The organism is Shimia sp. (assembly GCF_022448905.1).
In the GTDB taxonomy this organism is placed as follows: domain Bacteria; phylum Pseudomonadota; class Alphaproteobacteria; order Rhodobacterales; family Rhodobacteraceae; genus Shimia.
Genome location: NZ_JAKVCW010000013.1, coordinates 39,704 through 57,834, shown reverse-complemented (window position 1 = coordinate 57,834; position 18,131 = coordinate 39,704). Strand labels below are relative to the sequence as shown.

Sequence of the window (18,131 nt, the reverse complement as noted above, 5' to 3'; positions counted from 1 at the left end):
AGAAACCGTCCAAGGAGCTAAAGCATGTCTCGTCCCAACATCCTGATTTTTATGGTGGATCAGCTCAACGGCACGTTTTTTCCCGATGGGCCAGCGGAGTGGTTGCATGCGCCGAACTTGAAGAAGCTGGCGGCGCGGTCGACGCGGTTTCAAAACGCCTATACGGCCAGCCCACTATGCGCGCCGGGGCGGGCGGCGTTTATGTCAGGACAGTTGCCGAGCGGCACAGGGGTCTATGACAACGCGGCCGAGTTCGCTTCGTCCATTCCCACCTACGCGCACCATTTGCGCCGGGCCGGGTATCAGACATGCCTGTCCGGCAAGATGCATTTTGTTGGGCCAGATCAGTTGCACGGCTTTGAGGAGCGGCTGACCACGGACATCTATCCGCCGGATTTTGGCTGGACGCCGGATTACCGCAAACCGGGCGAGCGCATCGAGTGGTGGTACCACAATATGGGCAGTGTGACTGGAGCAGGTGTGGCGGAGATCTCCAACCAAATGGAGTATGACGACGAGGTCGCCTATCACGCCACGCGCAAGGTCTATGATCTGGCGCGGGGGCATGATGACCGGCCCTGGTGTCTGACCGTGAGTTTCACCCACCCGCATGACCCCTATGTGGCACGCAAGAAGTACTGGGACCTGTATGAAGACTGCGACCACCTGCTGCCGGAGGTCGGGGCCATTCCGTATGAGGACCAAGATGCGCATTCCAAACGCATTTTTGACGCCAATGACTGGCGCAGTTTTGACATCACCGAAGAGGATATTCGCCGGTCGCGTCGGGCGTATTTCGCCAACATCAGCTATCTGGATGACAAGATTGGCGAAGTGATGGAGGCGCTGGAGGCGACGCGGCAAGAGGCGGTGATCCTGTTTGTCAGTGACCATGGCGACATGCTGGGCGAGCGCGGCTTGTGGTTCAAAATGAGCTTCTATGAGGGCTCCAGCCGTGTGCCGATGATGGTGGCGGCTCCGAATATGGAGCCCGGATTGGTGACCACGCCGGTGAGCAACATCGATGTCTGTCCAACGCTGTGCGAATTGGCGGGGGTGAGCATGGAGGAGGTCATGCCCTGGACCACAGGCGAGAGCCTGGTGCACCTGGGGCAGGGCGGAACGCGCGACACGCCGGTGAGGATGGAATATGCGGCGGAGGCTTCATATGCGCCGATGGTGTCGCTGCGCTATGGAAAGTGGAAGTACAACCGCTGTTCCCTGGACCCGGATCAGCTGTTTGATCTGGAGGCCGATCCGCATGAACTGACCAATCTGGCAGAGGAACCGGCGCATCAGGGCACGGTGCAGACACTACGGGCCAAGTCGGAGGCGCGCTGGGATTTGGCGGCGTTTGATGCGGCGGTGCGGGAAAGTCAGGCGCGGCGTTGGGTGGTCTATGAAGCGCTGCGGGAGGGCGGGTACTTCCCGTGGGATTATCAGCCGTTGCAGAAGGCCTCGGAGCGCTACATGCGCAACCATATGGACCTGAATGTGGTGGAGAAAAATCAGCGCTTTCCGCGTGGGGAGTAGTTCGCCACACGTGAGAGTAGATTGTTAAGGCTTGTGCCCCTAGGCTGCGTCCAACGCGAAGGGGATAGATTTATGATTTTGAAAACACTGAAACACGCTGGCGCCGTGTGGATGCTGGCAGGCGCGGCGCAGGCGCAGATGTTCATTGATAGCGGTGTTGAGAGTGGCGTCCATGGCGAGCCTCTGGAAGATGTGGCGATGTTGCAGGGCTGTGTCTTTGAGCAGGAAGTGCCGAGTTGCGAACTGACCAGCAATGGGTTCACTTATTGGGTGAGCTGGAACGAGCCGACGCCAAGTTACATTGTCGAGGCCATGGGCACACTTTATGTGAATGCGCCGCTGTGGCTGCGGGCGGATATTGTCTCGATGGGCGATATGTCCGCCGAACTTGCCGTGCACGCGATGCGCCACGATCCCGCGCTGGACCCTTATGCGGACATCTGCGCCAACTTGCAGGGGCAGTGGGTGTTTGCCGCAGATCCGGTCTACACGTCCACTGTCTGGGGCGATCAGGTGACTGAAGAGATCAATGGGGACTATTCGTCAGAGTACACGCTGCAATTGGCTGATAGTTGCGAAAAATCCAATGGGCAGGGGCCGGTGATGATCGCGCATATCGATCCTTGGAGCGAGCCGCCTTGCATGATCATTGAAGCGGTCACCGCGGATAAGATGATCATGCAGCTGGCCGGGGGCGACGGCACGCTTTTCAAATACGTGCGGCCCTAACAGGATCAGCTTTCAGCTTTCCGATTTTAGCATGAGGTCCGCCACTTCGCGGGCCTCTTTGCGTGCCTGGGCTGGGTTAAGCGGTGCGTCCGATTGCGCAGCCTCGAGCCACACGCCATCCATGTAGCATTGCAGAGCTTCGCGCAGCGTTTCGCGGCGGTCGTCTGAAACAAGTGCGCGCAGTTCGGCGCGGAAGTGGGCCGTAACGCGGGCGCGGTTGATGCGGTGCAGACGTTGCAGGCTTTCCGCATAGGGGGCGTTGGCCCAGAATTGCATCCAGATCGAGCATTGCTCGTTGGTGAAGAGCCGGTCTGAAAAGTTGGCGTCGATCACCGCCATCAGCCGCTCATGCGGGGTTTTGGCAGTGGCGTAGCGTTCCAACATCGCTTGTTTCAGCAAGGTCAGCAGGCGGCGCATAGTCGCCTCCATCAGCTTTTCCTTGGAGCCAAAATAATAGTTGATCGAGGCGGCAGAAGCGCCAGCTTCGGCGGCGATTTCTGCCATAGTGACAACGGCATAGCCCCGTTTGTGAACCGCCGTGATGGTGGCGTTGATCAACTCTTCATGTCGGATATCGCGGATACGTGTACGGCCCATGGCGCCACTTTAGCGTGATCGTTCTCAGGAGCAATGTTGTTGTATCAATAAAATTTTTAAATGGTCATTTAAAAAATTTGCCTGTGGTGCTAATTTGATCGCCAAATTGAGAATCCGCGGCCCCTTGATCGTGGCCGGCACAGGAAAGGAACGCGCGATGCAACTGCAACCGACGGCCAGCCATTTCATCAACGGAGCCTATGTGGAAGACACATCTGGCGCGCCGATTGAGATCGTTTACCCGGCAACGGGCGAGGTGATTGGCACTGTGCATGCGGCGACACCTGCGATCATCGATCAGGCACTGGAGAGCGCAAAAGCAGGGCAGAAGATCTGGGCGGCGATGACGGGGCGCGAACGCGGCCGCATTTTGAGCCGGACGGCGGCGATGATCATGGAGCGCAACCACGAACTTTCCGTGTTGGAGACCTATGACACCGGCAAGCCGTATCAGGAGACCATTGCCGTGGACGCGACCTCGGGCGCGGACGCGTTGGAGTATTTTGGTGGCTTGGCAGGTAGCCTGACGGGCGAGCATATCCCACTGGGCGAGGACTGGGTCTACACGGTGCGCGAGCCATTGGGTGTCTGTGTGGGCATTGGGGCGTGGAACTACCCCACTCAGATCGCTTGTTGGAAAGGTGCACCGGCGCTGGCATGCGGCAATGCAATGGTGTTCAAACCATCGGAAACCACACCGATGTGCGCGCTGAAAGTGGCGGAAATCCTGCATGAAGCCGGTGTGCCTGCAGGTGTCTATAACGTGATCCAAGGTTTGGGCGAGGTCGGCGCAGCATTGGTGAATGACCCGCGTGTGGACAAGGTGAGCCTGACGGGTTCGGTTCCTACTGGCAAGAAGGTCTATGCGGCGGCGGCGAGCCATATGAAGCATGTGACCATGGAGCTGGGCGGCAAGTCGCCCCTGATTATCTTTGATGACGCGGATGTGGAGAATGCCGTGGGCGGAGCCATTCTGGGCAACTTCTACAGCTCTGGGCAAGTCTGCTCCAATGGCACGCGGGTGTTTGTTCAGAAGGGTATCAAGGAGAGGTTCCTGGCCCGTCTGGCGGAACGTCTGGGCACAGCGGTGATTGGCGATCCGCTGGATGAGGCCACAAGCTTTGGTCCGATGGTGTCAGAGCGCCAGATGGACATCGTTTTGGGCTATATGGCCAAAGGTGCCGAAGAGGGCGCGCGGTTGGTGTGCGGTGGCAAGCGTATGGACCGCGAGGGGTTCTTCCTGGAGCCAACAGTCTTTGCCGATGTGACCGATGACATGACCATCGCGCGCGAAGAGATTTTTGGCCCGGTCATGTCGGTGCTGGATTTCGACTCCGAGGAAGAGGTGATCGCGCGGGCCAATGACAGCGAGTATGGCCTGTCTGCGGGTGTGTTCACGTCTGACCTGTCCCGCGGCCACCGCGTTATTGGGCAGCTCGAAGCAGGTAGCTGTTTTATCAACTCCTACAATGACGCGCCAGTAGAGGCGCCGTTTGGCGGGGTGAAAAACTCTGGTGTGGGACGTGAAAACTCCAAAGAAGCGATCAACCACTACAGCCAGGTGAAGTCGGTCTATGTGCGCATGGGCGACGTGGAAGCGCCTTACTAACCCTCCTTTTGGCGACTCTGTCAGGAAGAACAAGATGCAGGCAGATTATGTGATTGTTGGCGCGGGCTCTGCTGGTTGCGCGATGGCGTACCGGCTAAGCGAGGCAGGCAAATCCGTGCTGGTGATTGAGCATGGTGGCACCGACGCAGGGCCGTTTATTCAGATGCCCGCGGCGCTGAGCTATCCGATGAATATGAGCCTGTATGACTGGGGCTACAAAACTTTGCCGGAACCACATCTGGGCGGACGGACGTTGGTGTGTCCGCGTGGCAAGGTGATTGGCGGGTCGAGTTCGATCAACGGCATGGTCTATGTGCGCGGGCACGCAGGCGACTACGACCATTGGGCCGAGAGCGGTGCAGATGGCTGGTCCTATGCGGATGTGCTTCCGTATTTCAAACGCATGGAGAACTGGCACGAGAGCGGGCAGGGTGGAGATCCAGATTGGCGCGGCTCTGATGGGCCGTTGCACATCAGCCGCGGGCCACGGTCCAATCCGTTGCACGGGGCCTTCGTGGAGGCCGGGCGGCAGGCGGGTTATCCCGTGACCGATGACTATAATGGACAGCAGCAAGAGGGCTTTGGCCCAATGGATATGACCGTCTACAAAGGTCAGCGCTGGTCTGCCGCAAATGCCTATCTAAAGCCTGCGTTGAAGCGCGAAAACTGTGATCTTGTGCGCGGGCTGGCGCGCAAAGTTGTGATGGAAAATGGCCGTGCTGTGGGCGTGGAAATTGAGCGCGGCGGGCAGGTGCAAGTGATCAGGGCCAATGCGGAGGTGATCCTCGCAGCGTCCTCGTTGAACTCGCCAAAGCTGTTGATGTTGTCGGGCATTGGGCCCGCTGCTCATCTGGCGGAGCATGGCATCGAGGTGGTCGCAGATCGCGCCGGGGTGGGGCAGAACCTGCAAGACCACCTTGAGGTTTACATGCAGATGGCGTGCAAGCAGCCGATCACGCTTTACAAATACTGGAACCTGATTGGCAAAGGCCTGATTGGGGCGCAGTGGTTGTTCACCAAAACGGGCCTGGGAGCGTCTAACCAGTTTGAAACTGCTGGGTTTATTCGCTCGCGTGCGGGGATTTCCTACCCCGACATTCAGTACCATTTCCTGCCCATCGCGGTGCGCTATGACGGGCAGGCGGCAGCCGAAGGGCATGGCTTTCAAGCGCATGTCGGACCGATGCGGTCGCCGTCGCGGGGCGAGGTGACCTTGCAGTCTGCCGATCCAAAAGCAGCGCCGAATATCTTCTTCAACTATATGTCGACAGAGCAGGATTGGGAAGACTTCCGCGCCTGTATCCGCCTGACGCGAGAGATTTTTGCACAAGAGGCGATGCAGCCGTTTGTGAAAAGCGAGATCCAACCGGGCGCAGATCTGCAAACGGATGATGAGATCGACAGCTTTATTCGAGAGCACGCGGAGAGCGCTTATCACCCCTGTGGCACCTGCAAGATGGGCAGCGTGGATGACCCGAAAGCGGTGGTGGACAGCGAATGCCGTGTGATTGGCGTCGATGGGTTGCGGGTGGCGGACAGCTCGATTTTCCCGCGCATCACCAACGGCAACCTTAACGGGCCGTCGATCATGACTGGCGAGAAGGCATCCGACCACATTTTGGGGCGGCGGCTGCCGTCGTCTAATGCGGAACCTTTGTTTGCGTCCAATTGGGAAACTGCGCAGCGATAGCAGCTGTCAGTCGCGCCGAGAAGTGCTGCGGAACAGGGCGGGCAAATCGTCGGCTTTTACAAAATGCTGAACATTGAAGTTGGGGTTTTGCCCTCCATCGACGGTCTTCCATTCAGGCCGGAACACGTAGACATCGATGGCGATTTCGGTGTCCGTTCCTGAAATGGCATTGAGTCCTTTGCCTTGCAGGCGGACATTGACGTCTGCCCCCTTGATGATCACGTTGAAACCGCCGCCCACTTCGGCTTCTCCATCCACTAAAAGCTTGATGCCATCGCCGTAAGTGACTTTGCGAACAAGCACATAGTATTGATCCGGCGCGTTGACGGCATCGGCAAATCCCCATTCTTGCATAAGGCTGCCACCGGCTCGGATGTCGTCGCCGAGATACCTCGTGATGCGGGTGACGGTGTTGTCGTAGGTTACGCTGTTTGGGTAGGCGATTTCAAAAGCGGAGTGCTTGGCGATCATTGCGTCGGCACGGACCTTGATGGCTGCCTTTTGGGCCTCCCCGCCAATCTGCGCTCCGCTGGAGTATTGCGCCACTTGCACGGTCTTATCGCGCGGGTTTGGGGGCGGCGTGAAGCCTGGAATATCTGAGAGGTGAACCATGCGCGCCTCACCCTGATCCCACAGAAAGAAGCTGCCAGCCTTGAAGTCACCTGAGTTGATGTAGCCGTAGTTTGTCTTGGCATAGTCAAGGTTCACGGCAACAACATCACCGTTTTTGAGGCAGGCCGTCAAACAGACACAGGCGGCGAGCGTGATTGCGGGCTTGAGTTTGGTCATGAGGTCCCCTGTTGGTCATCAAAAGCGTTTTGGTTTTAAAAGTCTTGTTATCGGCACAGGTTAGAGCAGAACTGTCCGCGCTGTCATCCATTGCTTTTTGAATGCGATTTGATCCGCGTCAAAGAGGGGTGAGATTCGATTGGTCTATGGTGTGTGCGACCTTAAAAACAGGAGCGCAAACATGGCGAACACCCCACACGAACTGGCCGCAGAATTCCCTGAATTTGTTGAGAAAATGCATGACTTGAAAGTCAACGATGCGCATTTCGCGAAGCTGGCGGATGAGTATCATGAATTGAACCGCAAGGTGCATGCGGCGGAGACCAACGTGGCACCGCGCGAAGAGCTGGCAGAGGTGGATCTGCGTAAGCGGCGCGGCGCGCTGAAGGATGAGATCTACGCTTATCTCAAAGCAAACTGATTGATGAATCTGGTCAATTTTGGCCAGGTGTCGGTGCGCCACAGGCCGGTGTGACCGGCACCCGGGGCTTCGACAAATTCTTTACTATTGGATGGGGCGGCAGCGAAAATCTGTCGCCCCATCTCTATTGGGATAAGCGCGTCTTCTGTGCCGTGCAGGATCAGCAGCGGCCAGGTGACGGTCTTGGCGCGAGATAGGCTGTCCCATTGATTTGACTGGTGTTTTGTGAAGCCGCCATTGCCGGGATAGTGGTGCGCGGCCATGGCTTTGATGGAGGTGTAAGGCGCTTCCAGTAGTATGGCGTCCGGCGCGATGCCTGCTTCCAATGCGCCGAGTGTTACAGCGGCGCCGATGCTCTCGCCATAGACCACCACGGGGGACATCAAGGGGCGCACGATACTGTCGTAGATGGCGGCTGTGTCGCCGATGATGGCGGCCTCTTGCGGGGTGCCTGTGCTGCCGGAATAGCCACGATAGGCGGGGGCAACGAGGCCATAGCCCTGCTGAAGCAGGAGGTCGAACCGCGACGCGCGGTTGGCCAAATTGCCTGCGTTTCCTTGGAGATAGAAGATCACCGGTTTGCCGGCGGCCGGCGGGGCGGTCCAGACGATCAGCGCCTCACCATCGTGGTGGAAGATCTCTTCGGTCACGGACGGAAGGTTCGCGTCGGCTGGAGAGACGCGGGTGTCGTCCAGTGGGTAGATCATCATTCGTTCCAGCAGGGGCGCGGCGGCGACCAGCATACAGGCAAAGACCACGCAAAAGGCGCAGAGCCGGAACAGGAATTGTGCCAGTCTAACCCACATCGTAGGGCAGCACGCCGCGGGCGTTTTCGTTTATGGTCAGGCGGCGCTCCAGCGGGGGTACGGAGCGCTGGTGGCAATGGGTGCGTTCGCAGATGCGACAGGAAATGCCAATGGGTTCAAAGGCCTGCGGGTTGTCGAGCTCCATATGGTCGGCATAGACCAGCGCGTCGGCGTGGCGAATTTCGCAGCCCAATGCGATGGCGTAGCGGCGCACGGGGGCACCGAAGTGGCCGCCGGATTTGGAGACGTCGCGGGCCAGCGAGATGTAGCGCACGCCGTCCGGGGTTTCGGCGAGTTGGCGCAGGAAGCGGCCCGGTGTTTCAAACGCACGATGTACGTTCCAGAGCGGACAGGCGCCGCCGAAACGGGCGAACTGAAGCCGGGTTGCGGAGTGGCGTTTGGTGATGGTGCCAGCTTGATCTACGCGGACAAAGAAGAAGGGAATGCCTTTGTTTCCAGGACGTTGCAGGGTTGAGAGACGGTGGGCGACTTGCTCGATGGAGGCGCCGAAACGGTTGGAAAGCAACTCAAGGTCGTGGCGGGTTTCGCGGGCGACTTCGAGGAAGGTGCCGTAAGGCATGAGGGCCGCACCGGCATAGTAGTTGGCGAGGCCGATTTTGGCGATGCTTCGGGCGGCGTCCGACTGGAAGCGGGCGAAGTCCAATGTGGCTTCTAGCAGCTTGCCGTTTTGCAACAGGGCAACCTGCAGAAGTAGTTGAAATGTTTGGGTTTCTGGCTGCGCATAGCGGGAGATTTGCAGGCGTTGATGCTCGGCATCGTAGTGGCGTAGTTGGTCGATGTCTGTAAAGGCGACAGAGATGCCGGAGTCCTTGAGGGAGGCCAGGGCTGCGGCGCGAATTCCGCCGTGCTCGACCGCGCCTTGGGCGAAGCGTTCGGCGGCGTGGTCGACGGCGTCTATGTAGTTGTCACAATAGTGAAAAAAGTCCCTGACCTCATCCCATGGGCTGGCCTGCATTTGCACATCTTGGCGGCCCAGAGCCTCGTCCAGCGACGCAAGGCGTTCGTGGGTTTGGCGATAGGCACGGTGCAGTTCCAGGAAGGCGCGCGCCAGAGCCGGCGCGTTGGAGGCGGTGAGGCGCAGGTCTGCGAGCGGCGCGGAGGTTTCGGCTAGGACTGGATCGGCAAGAGCTTCGCGCATGTCAGAGACCAGGCGTTCGCTGTCACCGGTGCTTAACTCTGTGACATCTAAGCCAAATTCCTGCGCCAGTGCCAAGACAACCGTGGTGGAGACCGGGCGGTTGTTGTTCTCCATCTGGTTCAGATAGGGCAGGGAGACCCCTAGTTTTTGGGCGAAGTCCTTCTGGGTCAGGGTCAGTCTGGTGCGGATTTCGCGTAGTTTGGCGCCTGCGTAGAGCTTTTGCGTGGGCATGGAATCCTCTCGGCTTGCATAGCTGCAAAGATAGCTTTGCAAAGTCGATCAATCCATAGGGATAAATACTGTGCGGCGTTTGGTCGTTAATCGGTGATTTGAGGCGCGCTTTTCACGTCGGTATTGTGTCTGTATCGCGGCTGTTTTGCAGAGGTGCAAATTCTGTTGCGGCAGCAGTTAACGTGCCTGCATTGAGCGGGCGGATGCCGCCGAGAAAAATTCCGAGGTGATGAAACAGATTCTGGGGGCGTTAGGCGCCGATATATTTCTCGCGGCGGACCACCATGAGAATGGAGGTAACGCCGAAAACCGAGGTGATGAACATCAACCACAGCAATGGGAAAGCCCCGGTTTCTGGTGTGAGCAGAGCACCCGCCAGCGCGGAGAGGGCTGCGCCGCCGCCAATCATAATCGCGCCAGTGAGGCCGGAGGCCGTGCCAGCAAGATGTGGGCGCACAGAAAGAGCGCCTGCGGTGGCGTTGGGGATGGCAAGGCCATTGCCGATGCCGACAAAGGTCATGAAGCCGAAGAAGATCTCTGCGGAACCAAACCCCATGGCGAAGATCGACAGGGATGCAGCCACGCCCAGACCACAAATGGTGCAGCCGGTCATGACCATGCGATTGATGCCAAACCGTGCCGAGTAGCGGCCAGAGAGGAAGTTGCCGATGAAGTAGCCAACGGCGGGCGCGCCAAAGTAGATGCCCATCTGCGCCGCGCTCATGCCAAAGAGCTCGGTGGCCACAAATGGTGCTCCGCCAAGGTAGGCAAAGAACGCGCCGGAGGTGAAGCAATTGGCCAGGGAATAGCCCCAGAAACGCGGGCTGGTCAGAAGCTCCGGGTATTCACGGAATTGTTGACCTAGAGTGAGGCCGCTGTTGGATTTGGTTTCGCCGAGATCTCGATAGGTCAGCCAAAAGATGGCGGCGCCGGTGGCAAACAGGAGCCAGAAACTGGCTTGCCAGCCAAAGGCGCTGTCCAGCAGGCCGCCGAGTGCGGGGCCGAGCATGGGCACAACTGTCATGCCCATGGTGACGTAGCCAATCATGGATGCGGCCTCATCCGCGGAGACCATGTCGCGCACCACGGCACGGGACAACACCATGGCGACCACCACAGCAGCTTGTAACATGCGGAATGTCAGGAAAACGGCGGCGTTGGGTGCGTAGATGCAGCCGATGGTGGCCGCGAGGAAGATGGCAAGCCCTGCAAGGATCACCGGCCTCCGGCCAAACTTATCGCTGATCGGGCCAACGACAATTTGCAGCACGGCGTTGACGGCGAGGTAGACCGCAATTGAGAGCTGCATCACGCCATAATCGGTGTCGAAGTATTCCGTCATCGACGGCAGGCTGGGCAAGAAGATGTTCATGCACAGCGCGGAGACCCCGGCCAGCAGGATCAAAGTGAAGATGTTTGGCGGTGTGCTACGGTCCAGAAATTGACCACGGGCTAAGCTGCTCATGCGCTAAGAGGTAGGAGTGCGCAAAGCAAATGTCCATGGATGAATTTCAATTGTGAACTATTTGCTGATTTGCAATTAGCGCGAGGTTGATTTTCTGGAGTTTGCAAATTTGCGGGAAAATCCTTTTGCGGGTGCAGCAAGGGGCCTATGGTGATGCGCAAAGCTTTTGGGGGCAGTGCATCCTGTGCCTGCCCAAATCGACGAATGAGGGCCGTGCCATGAAAGACATTCTGCAACAGTTGGAAGAGCGCCGTGAGGTTGCGCGTTTGGGTGGCGGTCAGCGCCGGATCGACAGCCAGCACGCCAAAGGCAAGCTGACCGCGCGGGAGCGGATCGAGCTGCTGTTGGATGAGGGCAGCTTTGAAGAGTTTGACATGTTCAAAACCCATCGCTGCACAGAATTTGGCATGGAAGAGCAAAAGCCTGCGGGCGATGGCGTGATCACTGGTTGGGGCACGATTAACGGCCGTATGGTCTATGTGTTCTCCCAGGACTTCACGGTGTTTGGTGGTTCGCTGTCGGAGACCCACGCGCAGAAGATCTGCAAAATTCAGGACATGGCGGTGCAGAACGGCGCGCCGATCATTGGCCTAAACGACTCAGGTGGGGCGCGTATTCAGGAAGGTGTCGACTCGCTGGCCGGCTATGCGGAAGTTTTCCAGCGCAACATTATGGCATCCGGCGTGGTGCCGCAGATTTCCGTCATTATGGGGCCATGTGCCGGTGGTGCGGTGTACTCGCCTGCGATGACCGACTTCATCTTCATGGTGAAAGACACCTCTTATATGTTTGTGACCGGCCCGGATGTTGTGAAAACCGTGACCAATGAGGTTGTGACAGCTGAGGAGCTGGGCGGGGCGAGCACACACACTAAGAAGTCTTCGGTGGCTGATGGCGCGTTTGAGAATGATGTTGAGGCGCTGACCGAAGTGCGCCGCCTGGTGGATTTCTTGCCGCTGAACAACCGCGAGAAACCGCCTGTGCGTCCGTTCTTTGATGAGCCGGGCCGGGTCGAGAAGTCTTTGGACACTTTGGTGCCAGAGAACCCGAACACGCCGTATGATATGAAAGAGCTGATCGCCAAAGTGGCGGATGAGGGCGATTTCTACGAGATTCAAGAAGACTACGCCAAGAACATCATCACTGGCTTCATCCGTCTGGAAGGGCAGACCGTGGGTGTTGTGGCCAACCAGCCGATGGTGCTTGCTGGCTGTCTGGACATTGACAGCTCCCGTAAGGCGGCGCGGTTTGTGCGTTTCTGTGACTGTTTTGAAATTCCAATCCTGACGCTGGTCGACGTGCCGGGCTTCCTGCCAGGGACCAGCCAGGAATATGGCGGTGTGATCAAACACGGCGCGAAGCTGCTGTTTGCTTATGGCGAAGCGACCGTGCCGAAGGTGACTGTGATCACCCGGAAAGCTTATGGCGGGGCCTATGACGTGATGGCGTCCAAGCACCTGCGGGGCGATTTCAACTACGCCTGGCCAACAGCGGAGATCGCGGTGATGGGCGCGAAGGGCGCGACCGAGATCATTCACCGCGCGGATCTGGGCGATGCGGAGAAGATTGCCGCACATACCAAGGACTATGAAGACCGCTTTGCGACGCCATTTGTGGCGGCAGAGCGCGGCTTCATCGACGAGGTGATCATGCCGCAGAGCACGCGCAAACGGGTGAGCCGGGCGTTTGCGAGCCTGCGTAACAAGAAGCTCGAGAACCCGTGGAAAAAGCACGACAACATCCCGCTGTAATGACCTATAGGTGGATCCATAACGATTCACCACAGGGAAAAATTGAATATGCGTACCTTAATGGCCCTTATCTTTGTTATGTCTGCGCTCCCTGCGGTTGCGCAAAGCAATCCATGTAAGGGAAGAACTGTGATCGATGTCGGGCACGGTGGTAAAGCTTGCATCTACCTTATTGATGAAAGCGACTTCACGTGGACACGCACGCGCGACGACTTTGCGAGCACGCAAAAGCACACAAGCTCGCAACCGCGAGTCGCGGCAAGCATGTTGGGTACAGCGTCTACGAATAAAGGCGTGTTGAGCAAACAAATGGTCAACCTCTGCAAAGCTGCGTTGAACGACGTGCAGACCCAGTTTTCTGGCACCAAATATAATCGCATCATGTTGTATTTGGACTGGCGCCAGAGCGGCGGTGAAATCTATGGCGGTTGGTCCAACGCAAAATGTCGCGGTTTCAGGTTCTTTGGGGTCAAGCAACGTATTTAAAAGCCGGCTGGTTCTCTGAGGAGACTGAGGGCCACCTAATACAAAATGGCGGTAGACAGGGCCAAGAGTGCCTTGTCCATCCGTCCAAGCGCAACACGGGCGAAGGAGAATGACTTGATGACTCAGTGTTTCACAAACCAAGCTTTCACCATTTCCCATGCGGATGACAGCAAGTTTGTCGGCCAAGGGCTGCGGCCGTTCTTTGAGTATCGCGATCTGGGCATCCAGGACAGCACGCAAGGCAAGTTTGGCGCACATGTCATTCGGGCGGTGCCGGGCATGGAAAGTCCAGGGGCGTGGCATTCCCATGAGTTGGACTTCCAGATGGTCTATGTGACCAAAGGCTGGGTGGTGTTTGAATATGAGGGGCAGGGCGAGCATGTGCTGCGCGCGGGCTCCTGTGTGTTGCAGCCGCCGGGCATCAAGCATCGGGAAGTGCGCCACTCCGACGACATGGAGCTGATTGAGATCATCAGTCCTGCCGAATTTGCCACCAATGACGAGGAGGCGCCGAAGTGAGCCGGAGCCGCTGGCATATCCAACGGGAGGGCGATGCGCTGACCATGAGCCGCCGGTTGCCGGTGCGCTGGGACGTGGTGGCGGAGACCTCTTTGCCGGATGCGGGCTTGCTGCGCACGGCGCAGCAGGTGCGGCAGGATATGTGGCGGGCGTTGCAGGATCTGCGTGGCTTTGCCCCAACCGTTGAAGTGCGGCGTGAGGCAGGGCGGCTGTTTGTGAAGGCTGGCGGGGCTGTGGATGGCGCGGTGGCCAAGGGCCATGCGCAGGCCATTATTGCCGAGATTTTGGACTGTCCTGAGCGGCGGGATCGCTGGCGGCGGTTTGCGCAACATCGGGGGGCGTCCTCATGAAATTTGTGACGCAACGTAAGGCTTTGGCGCAAAAAACTTTCGCCCCACGCACATTTTTTGGAGCTTTTACGAAAAATCTGTGCAAGCGTGCGACTCAACTTACGCTTTCCGCCGCGTTTGGAGGGGCCCTCACGGGCGCGGCCACGGCCGGGGTTTTGGAGGAGACCCCGGTCGTGCCCTCAGGCAACGATCTCCATCTCCAGGAAATTCTCTACGAAGTGCGCGCGGATGAAAGCCGTGTGGCGCGGTTCCGCTATGTCATGCCGCTCATTCGGCAGGGCGTGGAGTTCACCGACATTGAGGAAGACTTCTTTCATCTGTGCATTGGCGTCGCAGTGCCGTATCTCGCCATTCAGGATGAAACAGTCGATCAGGTGATCATATCCATGGCGGACAGAGAAACCACATTTGGCGAAACCACACAGGTGGCGACGCAGTTTTTTGAAGCATTCAGCGTGCAGGATGGCACCTGTATCTGGGAGGGCTTCTGATGACACCACTAGATATTGTTAACGTTAAGGGCAATGAGCAAGACATTGCGGCTTTGCGGTCACATCGGATGAGCTTGGGCTTGTATCTGTATCTTTTTGCAGAAGATTTGCGTAGTCTCCGCGCATGTCCCCAACGTGGGGCAGTGAGGCAGGCCGGGCAAATCCGCCCGGTTTGGACGTTAAACAATGAATGGAGAACAAGATGTCCAAGAGCATCAAGTCATTCCTCGCAATCGGCTTCGTGGCCCTGGTTGCAGCCTGTGGCCAAGACGAGCCGCTGGAAGAATATGTTGTGGTCGACCCAGAGCCGATCTCGACTGAGCCGACCTACACCGGCAAATACAAGTAAGGCGATCCGCCTGACAGGTGGACAGGCCGCGCGGCCTGTTCACACCCGCGCCACGCTCTCAGCAATCCGGGGAGAAGTGGCATGATCAAACATCGCGGGTTCCCCGGCCGTCTTCCGGGTACGGATTTCCAATTCACCATTCGTCGCGCCAACCCCAAAGGGGTCACGCCGATCACACGCCGTGAGCGGTTCAAAGACCGTCGTCCGCCGGATCGTCGTGCGGATGCGGCCTTTATGCAGGCGCTGTGGGAGCATTTTGGCGACCAGCCGTTTGAGCGGGGCAATTTGGATGCGGGCCGTTTGAGCTGGCTGTTTGGGCGCGAGGTGGTCGCGGTCGAAGAGGATTTTGACCCCGAAGACTATGAGGCGCTGCTGGTCATTGACGAGGCCGTTGCGCGGGTGTCTTTCCCGGACGCATTTGAGGATGACTGGGCGTAATGTTGCCGATGCCACGACATAATGGGCAAGCCATTGCCCAAAGCGGGACAGAGGCAAAATTGCCCCTGTTTTCCGTAGTTTGCCGTGGCAAGGTCACTGTCATGGAGCGGGGCGTTGTCGCGCATCGCTCCTGTAACAGTGTATTCCGTTACCCTTCCCCTTTCGGGTGGTCCTGTATTGTCCCTTCAGGATCACCCGTTTTTTCTGCGGCGCTTGCGCGTCCGGCGAAAACGGGTGAGATTGTGGGCACACTCACAGGTCAGGTGGACAGAAGATCCGCCGATAACCCCATATCGGGAAGAGGCACAAACACATGCGTATCACAGCAGCAGTTTCCATTATTGCGCTCCTTGGGCTTTCGGCATGCGGCCGGACCATGGGCGAGCAGGCGCTCATCGGCGCGGGTGCAGGCACCATTGCGGCAGCGGCCGTCGGCGGCAGCCTTGCGGCCGGTGCGGTTGTCGGCGGTGCGGCCAACACGATCTATTGTCAAGAATTCGCCACCAGCTGCTGAGCGCCGTTGCGCGCCGCAGGGTGATTTGAATTGTCCGGCTGAGACCCAGCCGGTTCCGAACCCAAAGCCATCGACGTGCGCAAGCGCGGCGGTGGCTTTTTTGTTGCCTATGCAAGCTGCTGTTGCGGCTCGCGAAGACCAAGAAGGACGATAAGATGTTCGACAAGATCCTGATTGCCAACCGGGGCGAGATTGCCTGCCGCGTGATCAAAACCGCTCGTAAGATGGGCATCAAGACGGTGGCGATTTACTCAGACGCCGACAAGCAGGCGCTGCATGTGCAAATGGCGGATGAAGCCATCCACATTGGCCCGCCGCCTGCGAACCAGTCCTACATCGTGATCGACAAGGTCATGGACGCGATCAAGCAGTCCGGCGCGCAGGCGGTGCACCCGGGCTATGGCTTCCTGTCGGAAAACGCCAAGTTTGCCGAAGCGCTGGAAGCGGCCGGCGTGGCTTTTGTAGGCCCGCCTAAAGGTGCGATTGAGAGCATGGGGGACAAGATCACCTCCAAGAAAATCGCGCAGGACGCCAATGTGTCAACCGTGCCGGGCTATATGGGCCTGATCGAAGATGCAGATGAGGCGGTGAAGATCTCCAACGAGATTGGCTATCCGGTGATGATCAAAGCCTCCGCCGGTGGCGGCGGTAAGGGTATGCGGATCGCGTGGAATGATCAGGAAGCGCGTGAAGGGTTCCAGTCGTCCAAGAACGAAGCCGCCAACAGCTTTGGCGACGACCGGATCTTCATCGAGAAGTTTGTGACCCAGCCACGGCACATTGAAATTCAGGTGCTGTGCGATGCGCATGGCAACGGCATTTACCTGAACGAGCGCGAATGCTCGATCCAGCGCCGGAACCAGAAAGTTGTTGAGGAAGCGCCAAGCCCGTTCCTGGATGAAGCCACACGTAAGGCGATGGGCGAGCAGTCTGTCGCGCTGGCGAAAGCCGTGGGCTATGCCTCTGCGGGTACGGTGGAATTCATCGTCGATGGCGACAAGAACTTCTACTTCCTTGAGATGAACACCCGTTTGCAGGTGGAACACCCTGTGACCGAGCTGATCACCGGTGTGGACCTGGTGGAGCAGATGATCCGCGTGGCGGCGGGTGAACCGCTGTCCATCACGCAGGACGATGTGACCATCAACGGCTGGGCGATTGAGAACCGTGTCTATGCGGAAGACCCCTATCGCAACTTCCTGCCGTCGATTGGCCGTCTGACCCGTTACCGTCCACCGGCCGAGATTGCTGCCGGCCCTATGTTGGACAACGGCAAATGGGCGGATGATGCCAAAGAGGGCAAGGGCTTTGCTGTGCGCAATGACACCGGCGTCTATGAGGGCGGCGAGATCAGCATGTATTATGATCCGATGATCGCGAAACTATGTACCTGGGCGCCGACCCGTGAAGAGGCGATTGAAGTGATGCGTCAGGCGCTGGATGGGTTTGAGCTGGAAGGCATTGGCCACAACCTGCCGTTTGTCAGCGCGGTGATGGATCATCCGAAGTTCATCTCCGGCGACATGACCACCGCCTTCATTGAGGAAGAGTACCCCGAGGGCTTTGAAGGTGTGGAGCTGCCGGAAGACCAGCTGAAGCGTGTGGCGGCTGCTGCGGCGGCGATGTATCGCGTGGCGGAAATCCGTCGGACACGGGTGTCGGGCCGTATGGATAACCACGAGCGCCGTGTGGGCAAGAAGTGGGTTGTGTCTGCGCAAGGCACCGATTTTGCGGTGAAGGTGAAGGCCGACAAGAAAGGATCCACCATCAAGTTTGAGGATGGCAGCAAGCTGCGTGTATCCTCTAATTGGACACCGGGTGACCAGCTGGCGACCCTGAAAGTGGGTGGCGAGAAGCTGGTGCTGAAGGTTGGCAAAGTGCCGGGCGGTTTCCGTCTGCGCACCCGTGGCGCCGATCTGGTTGTGCATGTGCGCAGCCCGCGTCAGGCGGAGCTGGCCAAACTGATGCCAGAAAAGGTGGCGCCGGACACCTCCAAGATGCTGCTGTGCCCAATGCCGGGTCTGATCGTGAAGGTCGACGTGGAAGTGGGGGATGAGGTGCAGGAAGGCCAGGCGCTGTGCACCGTGGAAGCCATGAAGATGGAGAACATCCTGCGGGCGGAGAAAACCACTGTGGTCACCAAGATCAACGCGGCGGCCGGTGACAGCCTCGCGGTGGACGATGTGATCATGGAATTTGAATAA

The 18,131-nt window shown here is 58.3% G+C and carries 19 protein-coding genes; 14 read left to right on the top strand and 5 right to left on the bottom strand.

Annotation, left to right across the window (positions count from 1 at the left end; translation table 11 throughout):
- The first annotated feature begins 24 nt into the window (after positions 1 to 24).
- Positions 25 to 1,533, top strand: coding sequence for a choline-sulfatase (gene betC / locus MK208_RS15620; protein ID WP_294118246.1), 1,509 nt, complete (start codon positions 25 to 27; stop codon positions 1,531 to 1,533).
- Between the two features lie 72 nt (positions 1,534 to 1,605).
- Complete coding sequence (locus tag MK208_RS15615) at positions 1,606 to 2,262, top strand: hypothetical protein (RefSeq protein ID WP_294118245.1); 657 nt, start codon at positions 1,606 to 1,608, stop codon at positions 2,260 to 2,262.
- Positions 2,263 to 2,274: 12 nt separating this feature from the next.
- Here MK208_RS15615 and betI read toward each other — a convergent pair whose 3' ends face one another.
- Positions 2,275 to 2,859, bottom strand: coding sequence for a transcriptional regulator BetI (gene betI, locus MK208_RS15610; RefSeq protein WP_294118244.1), 585 nt, complete (start codon positions 2,857 to 2,859; stop codon positions 2,275 to 2,277).
- A gap of 157 nt (positions 2,860 to 3,016) precedes the next feature.
- Between betI and betB the strand changes: the two genes are divergently transcribed.
- Both betB and betA read left to right on the top strand, forming a co-directional pair.
- Entirely contained in the window at positions 3,017 to 4,468 is a 1,452-nt protein-coding gene (betB, locus tag MK208_RS15605; RefSeq protein ID WP_294118243.1) for a betaine-aldehyde dehydrogenase, read from the top strand.
- A gap of 34 nt (positions 4,469 to 4,502) precedes the next feature.
- Positions 4,503 to 6,158, top strand: coding sequence for a choline dehydrogenase (betA, locus tag MK208_RS15600; protein WP_294118242.1), 1,656 nt, complete (start codon positions 4,503 to 4,505; stop codon positions 6,156 to 6,158).
- 6 nt (positions 6,159 to 6,164) lie between these two features.
- Here betA and MK208_RS15595 read toward each other — a convergent pair whose 3' ends face one another.
- Positions 6,165 to 6,947, bottom strand: coding sequence for a hypothetical protein (locus tag MK208_RS15595; protein ID WP_294118241.1), 783 nt, complete (start codon positions 6,945 to 6,947; stop codon positions 6,165 to 6,167).
- A 181-nt stretch (positions 6,948 to 7,128) separates the two neighbouring features.
- On the opposite strand from MK208_RS15595, the gene MK208_RS15590 reads away from it, so the two are divergent.
- Positions 7,129 to 7,368: a DUF465 domain-containing protein gene (locus tag MK208_RS15590; protein WP_294118240.1), complete on the top strand. Its 240-nt coding sequence runs from the start codon at positions 7,129 to 7,131 to the stop codon at positions 7,366 to 7,368.
- Here the strand turns inward: MK208_RS15590 and MK208_RS15585 are convergent.
- From MK208_RS15585 to MK208_RS15575, 3 genes are all read right to left on the bottom strand, one after another.
- Complete coding sequence (locus MK208_RS15585) at positions 7,350 to 8,111, bottom strand: alpha/beta hydrolase (RefSeq protein ID WP_294118239.1); 762 nt, start codon at positions 8,109 to 8,111, stop codon at positions 7,350 to 7,352. The genes MK208_RS15590 and MK208_RS15585 overlap by 19 nt on opposite strands.
- Before the next feature lie 52 nt (positions 8,112 to 8,163).
- The gene (locus tag MK208_RS15580) at positions 8,164 to 9,564 is read right to left on the bottom strand and encodes a helix-turn-helix transcriptional regulator (protein ID WP_294118238.1); all 1,401 of its coding nucleotides are present in this window, start codon (positions 9,562 to 9,564) and stop codon (positions 8,164 to 8,166) included.
- Between the two features lie 250 nt (positions 9,565 to 9,814).
- Complete coding sequence (locus tag MK208_RS15575; RefSeq protein ID WP_294118237.1) at positions 9,815 to 11,029, bottom strand: multidrug effflux MFS transporter; 1,215 nt, start codon at positions 11,027 to 11,029, stop codon at positions 9,815 to 9,817.
- Positions 11,030 to 11,247: 218 nt separating this feature from the next.
- On the opposite strand from MK208_RS15575, the gene MK208_RS15570 reads away from it, so the two are divergent.
- From MK208_RS15570 to MK208_RS15530, 9 genes are all read left to right on the top strand, one after another.
- Positions 11,248 to 12,780, top strand: a complete 1,533-nt coding sequence (locus MK208_RS15570; RefSeq protein ID WP_294118236.1) for an acyl-CoA carboxylase subunit beta — start codon at positions 11,248 to 11,250, stop codon at positions 12,778 to 12,780.
- A gap of 60 nt (positions 12,781 to 12,840) precedes the next feature.
- On the top strand, positions 12,841 to 13,266 hold the full coding sequence (locus tag MK208_RS15565; RefSeq protein WP_294118235.1) for a hypothetical protein: 426 nt from the start codon (positions 12,841 to 12,843) through the stop codon (positions 13,264 to 13,266).
- A gap of 117 nt (positions 13,267 to 13,383) precedes the next feature.
- The gene (locus tag MK208_RS15560) at positions 13,384 to 13,785 is read left to right on the top strand and encodes a cupin domain-containing protein (protein ID WP_294118234.1); all 402 of its coding nucleotides are present in this window, start codon (positions 13,384 to 13,386) and stop codon (positions 13,783 to 13,785) included.
- Entirely contained in the window at positions 13,782 to 14,135 is a 354-nt protein-coding gene (locus tag MK208_RS15555; protein ID WP_294118233.1) for a hypothetical protein, read from the top strand. Before MK208_RS15560 ends, MK208_RS15555 begins: the two co-directional genes overlap by 4 nt.
- Entirely contained in the window at positions 14,132 to 14,626 is a 495-nt protein-coding gene (locus MK208_RS15550) for a DUF6497 family protein (RefSeq protein ID WP_294118232.1), read from the top strand. The genes MK208_RS15555 and MK208_RS15550 overlap by 4 nt, the downstream gene beginning before the upstream one ends.
- 202 nt (positions 14,627 to 14,828) lie before the next feature.
- Positions 14,829 to 14,975 (top strand): hypothetical protein, encoded by a 147-nt coding sequence (locus MK208_RS15545; RefSeq protein WP_294118230.1) that lies wholly within the window; start codon positions 14,829 to 14,831, stop codon positions 14,973 to 14,975.
- An 81-nt stretch (positions 14,976 to 15,056) separates the two neighbouring features.
- Entirely contained in the window at positions 15,057 to 15,413 is a 357-nt protein-coding gene (locus tag MK208_RS15540; RefSeq protein ID WP_294118228.1) for a hypothetical protein, read from the top strand.
- Between the two features lie 313 nt (positions 15,414 to 15,726).
- Entirely contained in the window at positions 15,727 to 15,927 is a 201-nt protein-coding gene (locus tag MK208_RS15535; RefSeq protein WP_294118227.1) for a hypothetical protein, read from the top strand.
- Positions 15,928 to 16,082: 155 nt separating this feature from the next.
- Positions 16,083 to 18,131 carry an acetyl/propionyl/methylcrotonyl-CoA carboxylase subunit alpha gene (locus MK208_RS15530; protein ID WP_294118226.1) on the top strand — a complete coding sequence of 683 codons (2,049 nt, stop codon included), beginning with the start codon at positions 16,083 to 16,085 and terminating at the stop codon, positions 18,129 to 18,131.

What these genes read in the sequence shown, in the direction of transcription:
- betC (WP_294118246.1), top strand. Translation starts at nt 25, where the DNA reads ATGTCTCGTCCCAACATCCTGATTTTTATGGTGGATCAGCTCAACGGC.
- MK208_RS15615 (WP_294118245.1), top strand. Translation starts at nt 1,606, where the DNA reads ATGATTTTGAAAACACTGAAACACGCTGGCGCCGTGTGGATGCTGGCA.
- betI (WP_294118244.1), bottom strand. Translation starts at nt 2,859, where the DNA reads ATGGGCCGTACACGTATCCGCGATATCCGACATGAAGAGTTGATCAAC.
- betB (WP_294118243.1), top strand. Translation starts at nt 3,017, where the DNA reads ATGCAACTGCAACCGACGGCCAGCCATTTCATCAACGGAGCCTATGTG.
- betA (WP_294118242.1), top strand. Translation starts at nt 4,503, where the DNA reads ATGCAGGCAGATTATGTGATTGTTGGCGCGGGCTCTGCTGGTTGCGCG.
- MK208_RS15595 (WP_294118241.1), bottom strand. Translation starts at nt 6,947, where the DNA reads ATGACCAAACTCAAGCCCGCAATCACGCTCGCCGCCTGTGTCTGTTTG.
- MK208_RS15590 (WP_294118240.1), top strand. Translation starts at nt 7,129, where the DNA reads ATGGCGAACACCCCACACGAACTGGCCGCAGAATTCCCTGAATTTGTT.
- MK208_RS15585 (WP_294118239.1), bottom strand. Translation starts at nt 8,111, where the DNA reads ATGCTGGTCGCCGCCGCGCCCCTGCTGGAACGAATGATGATCTACCCA.
- MK208_RS15580 (WP_294118238.1), bottom strand. Translation starts at nt 9,564, where the DNA reads ATGCCCACGCAAAAGCTCTACGCAGGCGCCAAACTACGCGAAATCCGC.
- MK208_RS15575 (WP_294118237.1), bottom strand. Translation starts at nt 11,029, where the DNA reads ATGAGCAGCTTAGCCCGTGGTCAATTTCTGGACCGTAGCACACCGCCA.
- MK208_RS15570 (WP_294118236.1), top strand. Translation starts at nt 11,248, where the DNA reads ATGAAAGACATTCTGCAACAGTTGGAAGAGCGCCGTGAGGTTGCGCGT.
- MK208_RS15565 (WP_294118235.1), top strand. Translation starts at nt 12,841, where the DNA reads ATGGCCCTTATCTTTGTTATGTCTGCGCTCCCTGCGGTTGCGCAAAGC.
- MK208_RS15560 (WP_294118234.1), top strand. Translation starts at nt 13,384, where the DNA reads ATGACTCAGTGTTTCACAAACCAAGCTTTCACCATTTCCCATGCGGAT.
- MK208_RS15550 (WP_294118232.1), top strand. Translation starts at nt 14,132, where the DNA reads ATGAAATTTGTGACGCAACGTAAGGCTTTGGCGCAAAAAACTTTCGCC.
- MK208_RS15545 (WP_294118230.1), top strand. Translation starts at nt 14,829, where the DNA reads ATGTCCAAGAGCATCAAGTCATTCCTCGCAATCGGCTTCGTGGCCCTG.
- MK208_RS15540 (WP_294118228.1), top strand. Translation starts at nt 15,057, where the DNA reads ATGATCAAACATCGCGGGTTCCCCGGCCGTCTTCCGGGTACGGATTTC.
- MK208_RS15535 (WP_294118227.1), top strand. Translation starts at nt 15,727, where the DNA reads ATGCGTATCACAGCAGCAGTTTCCATTATTGCGCTCCTTGGGCTTTCG.
- MK208_RS15530 (WP_294118226.1), top strand. Translation starts at nt 16,083, where the DNA reads ATGTTCGACAAGATCCTGATTGCCAACCGGGGCGAGATTGCCTGCCGC.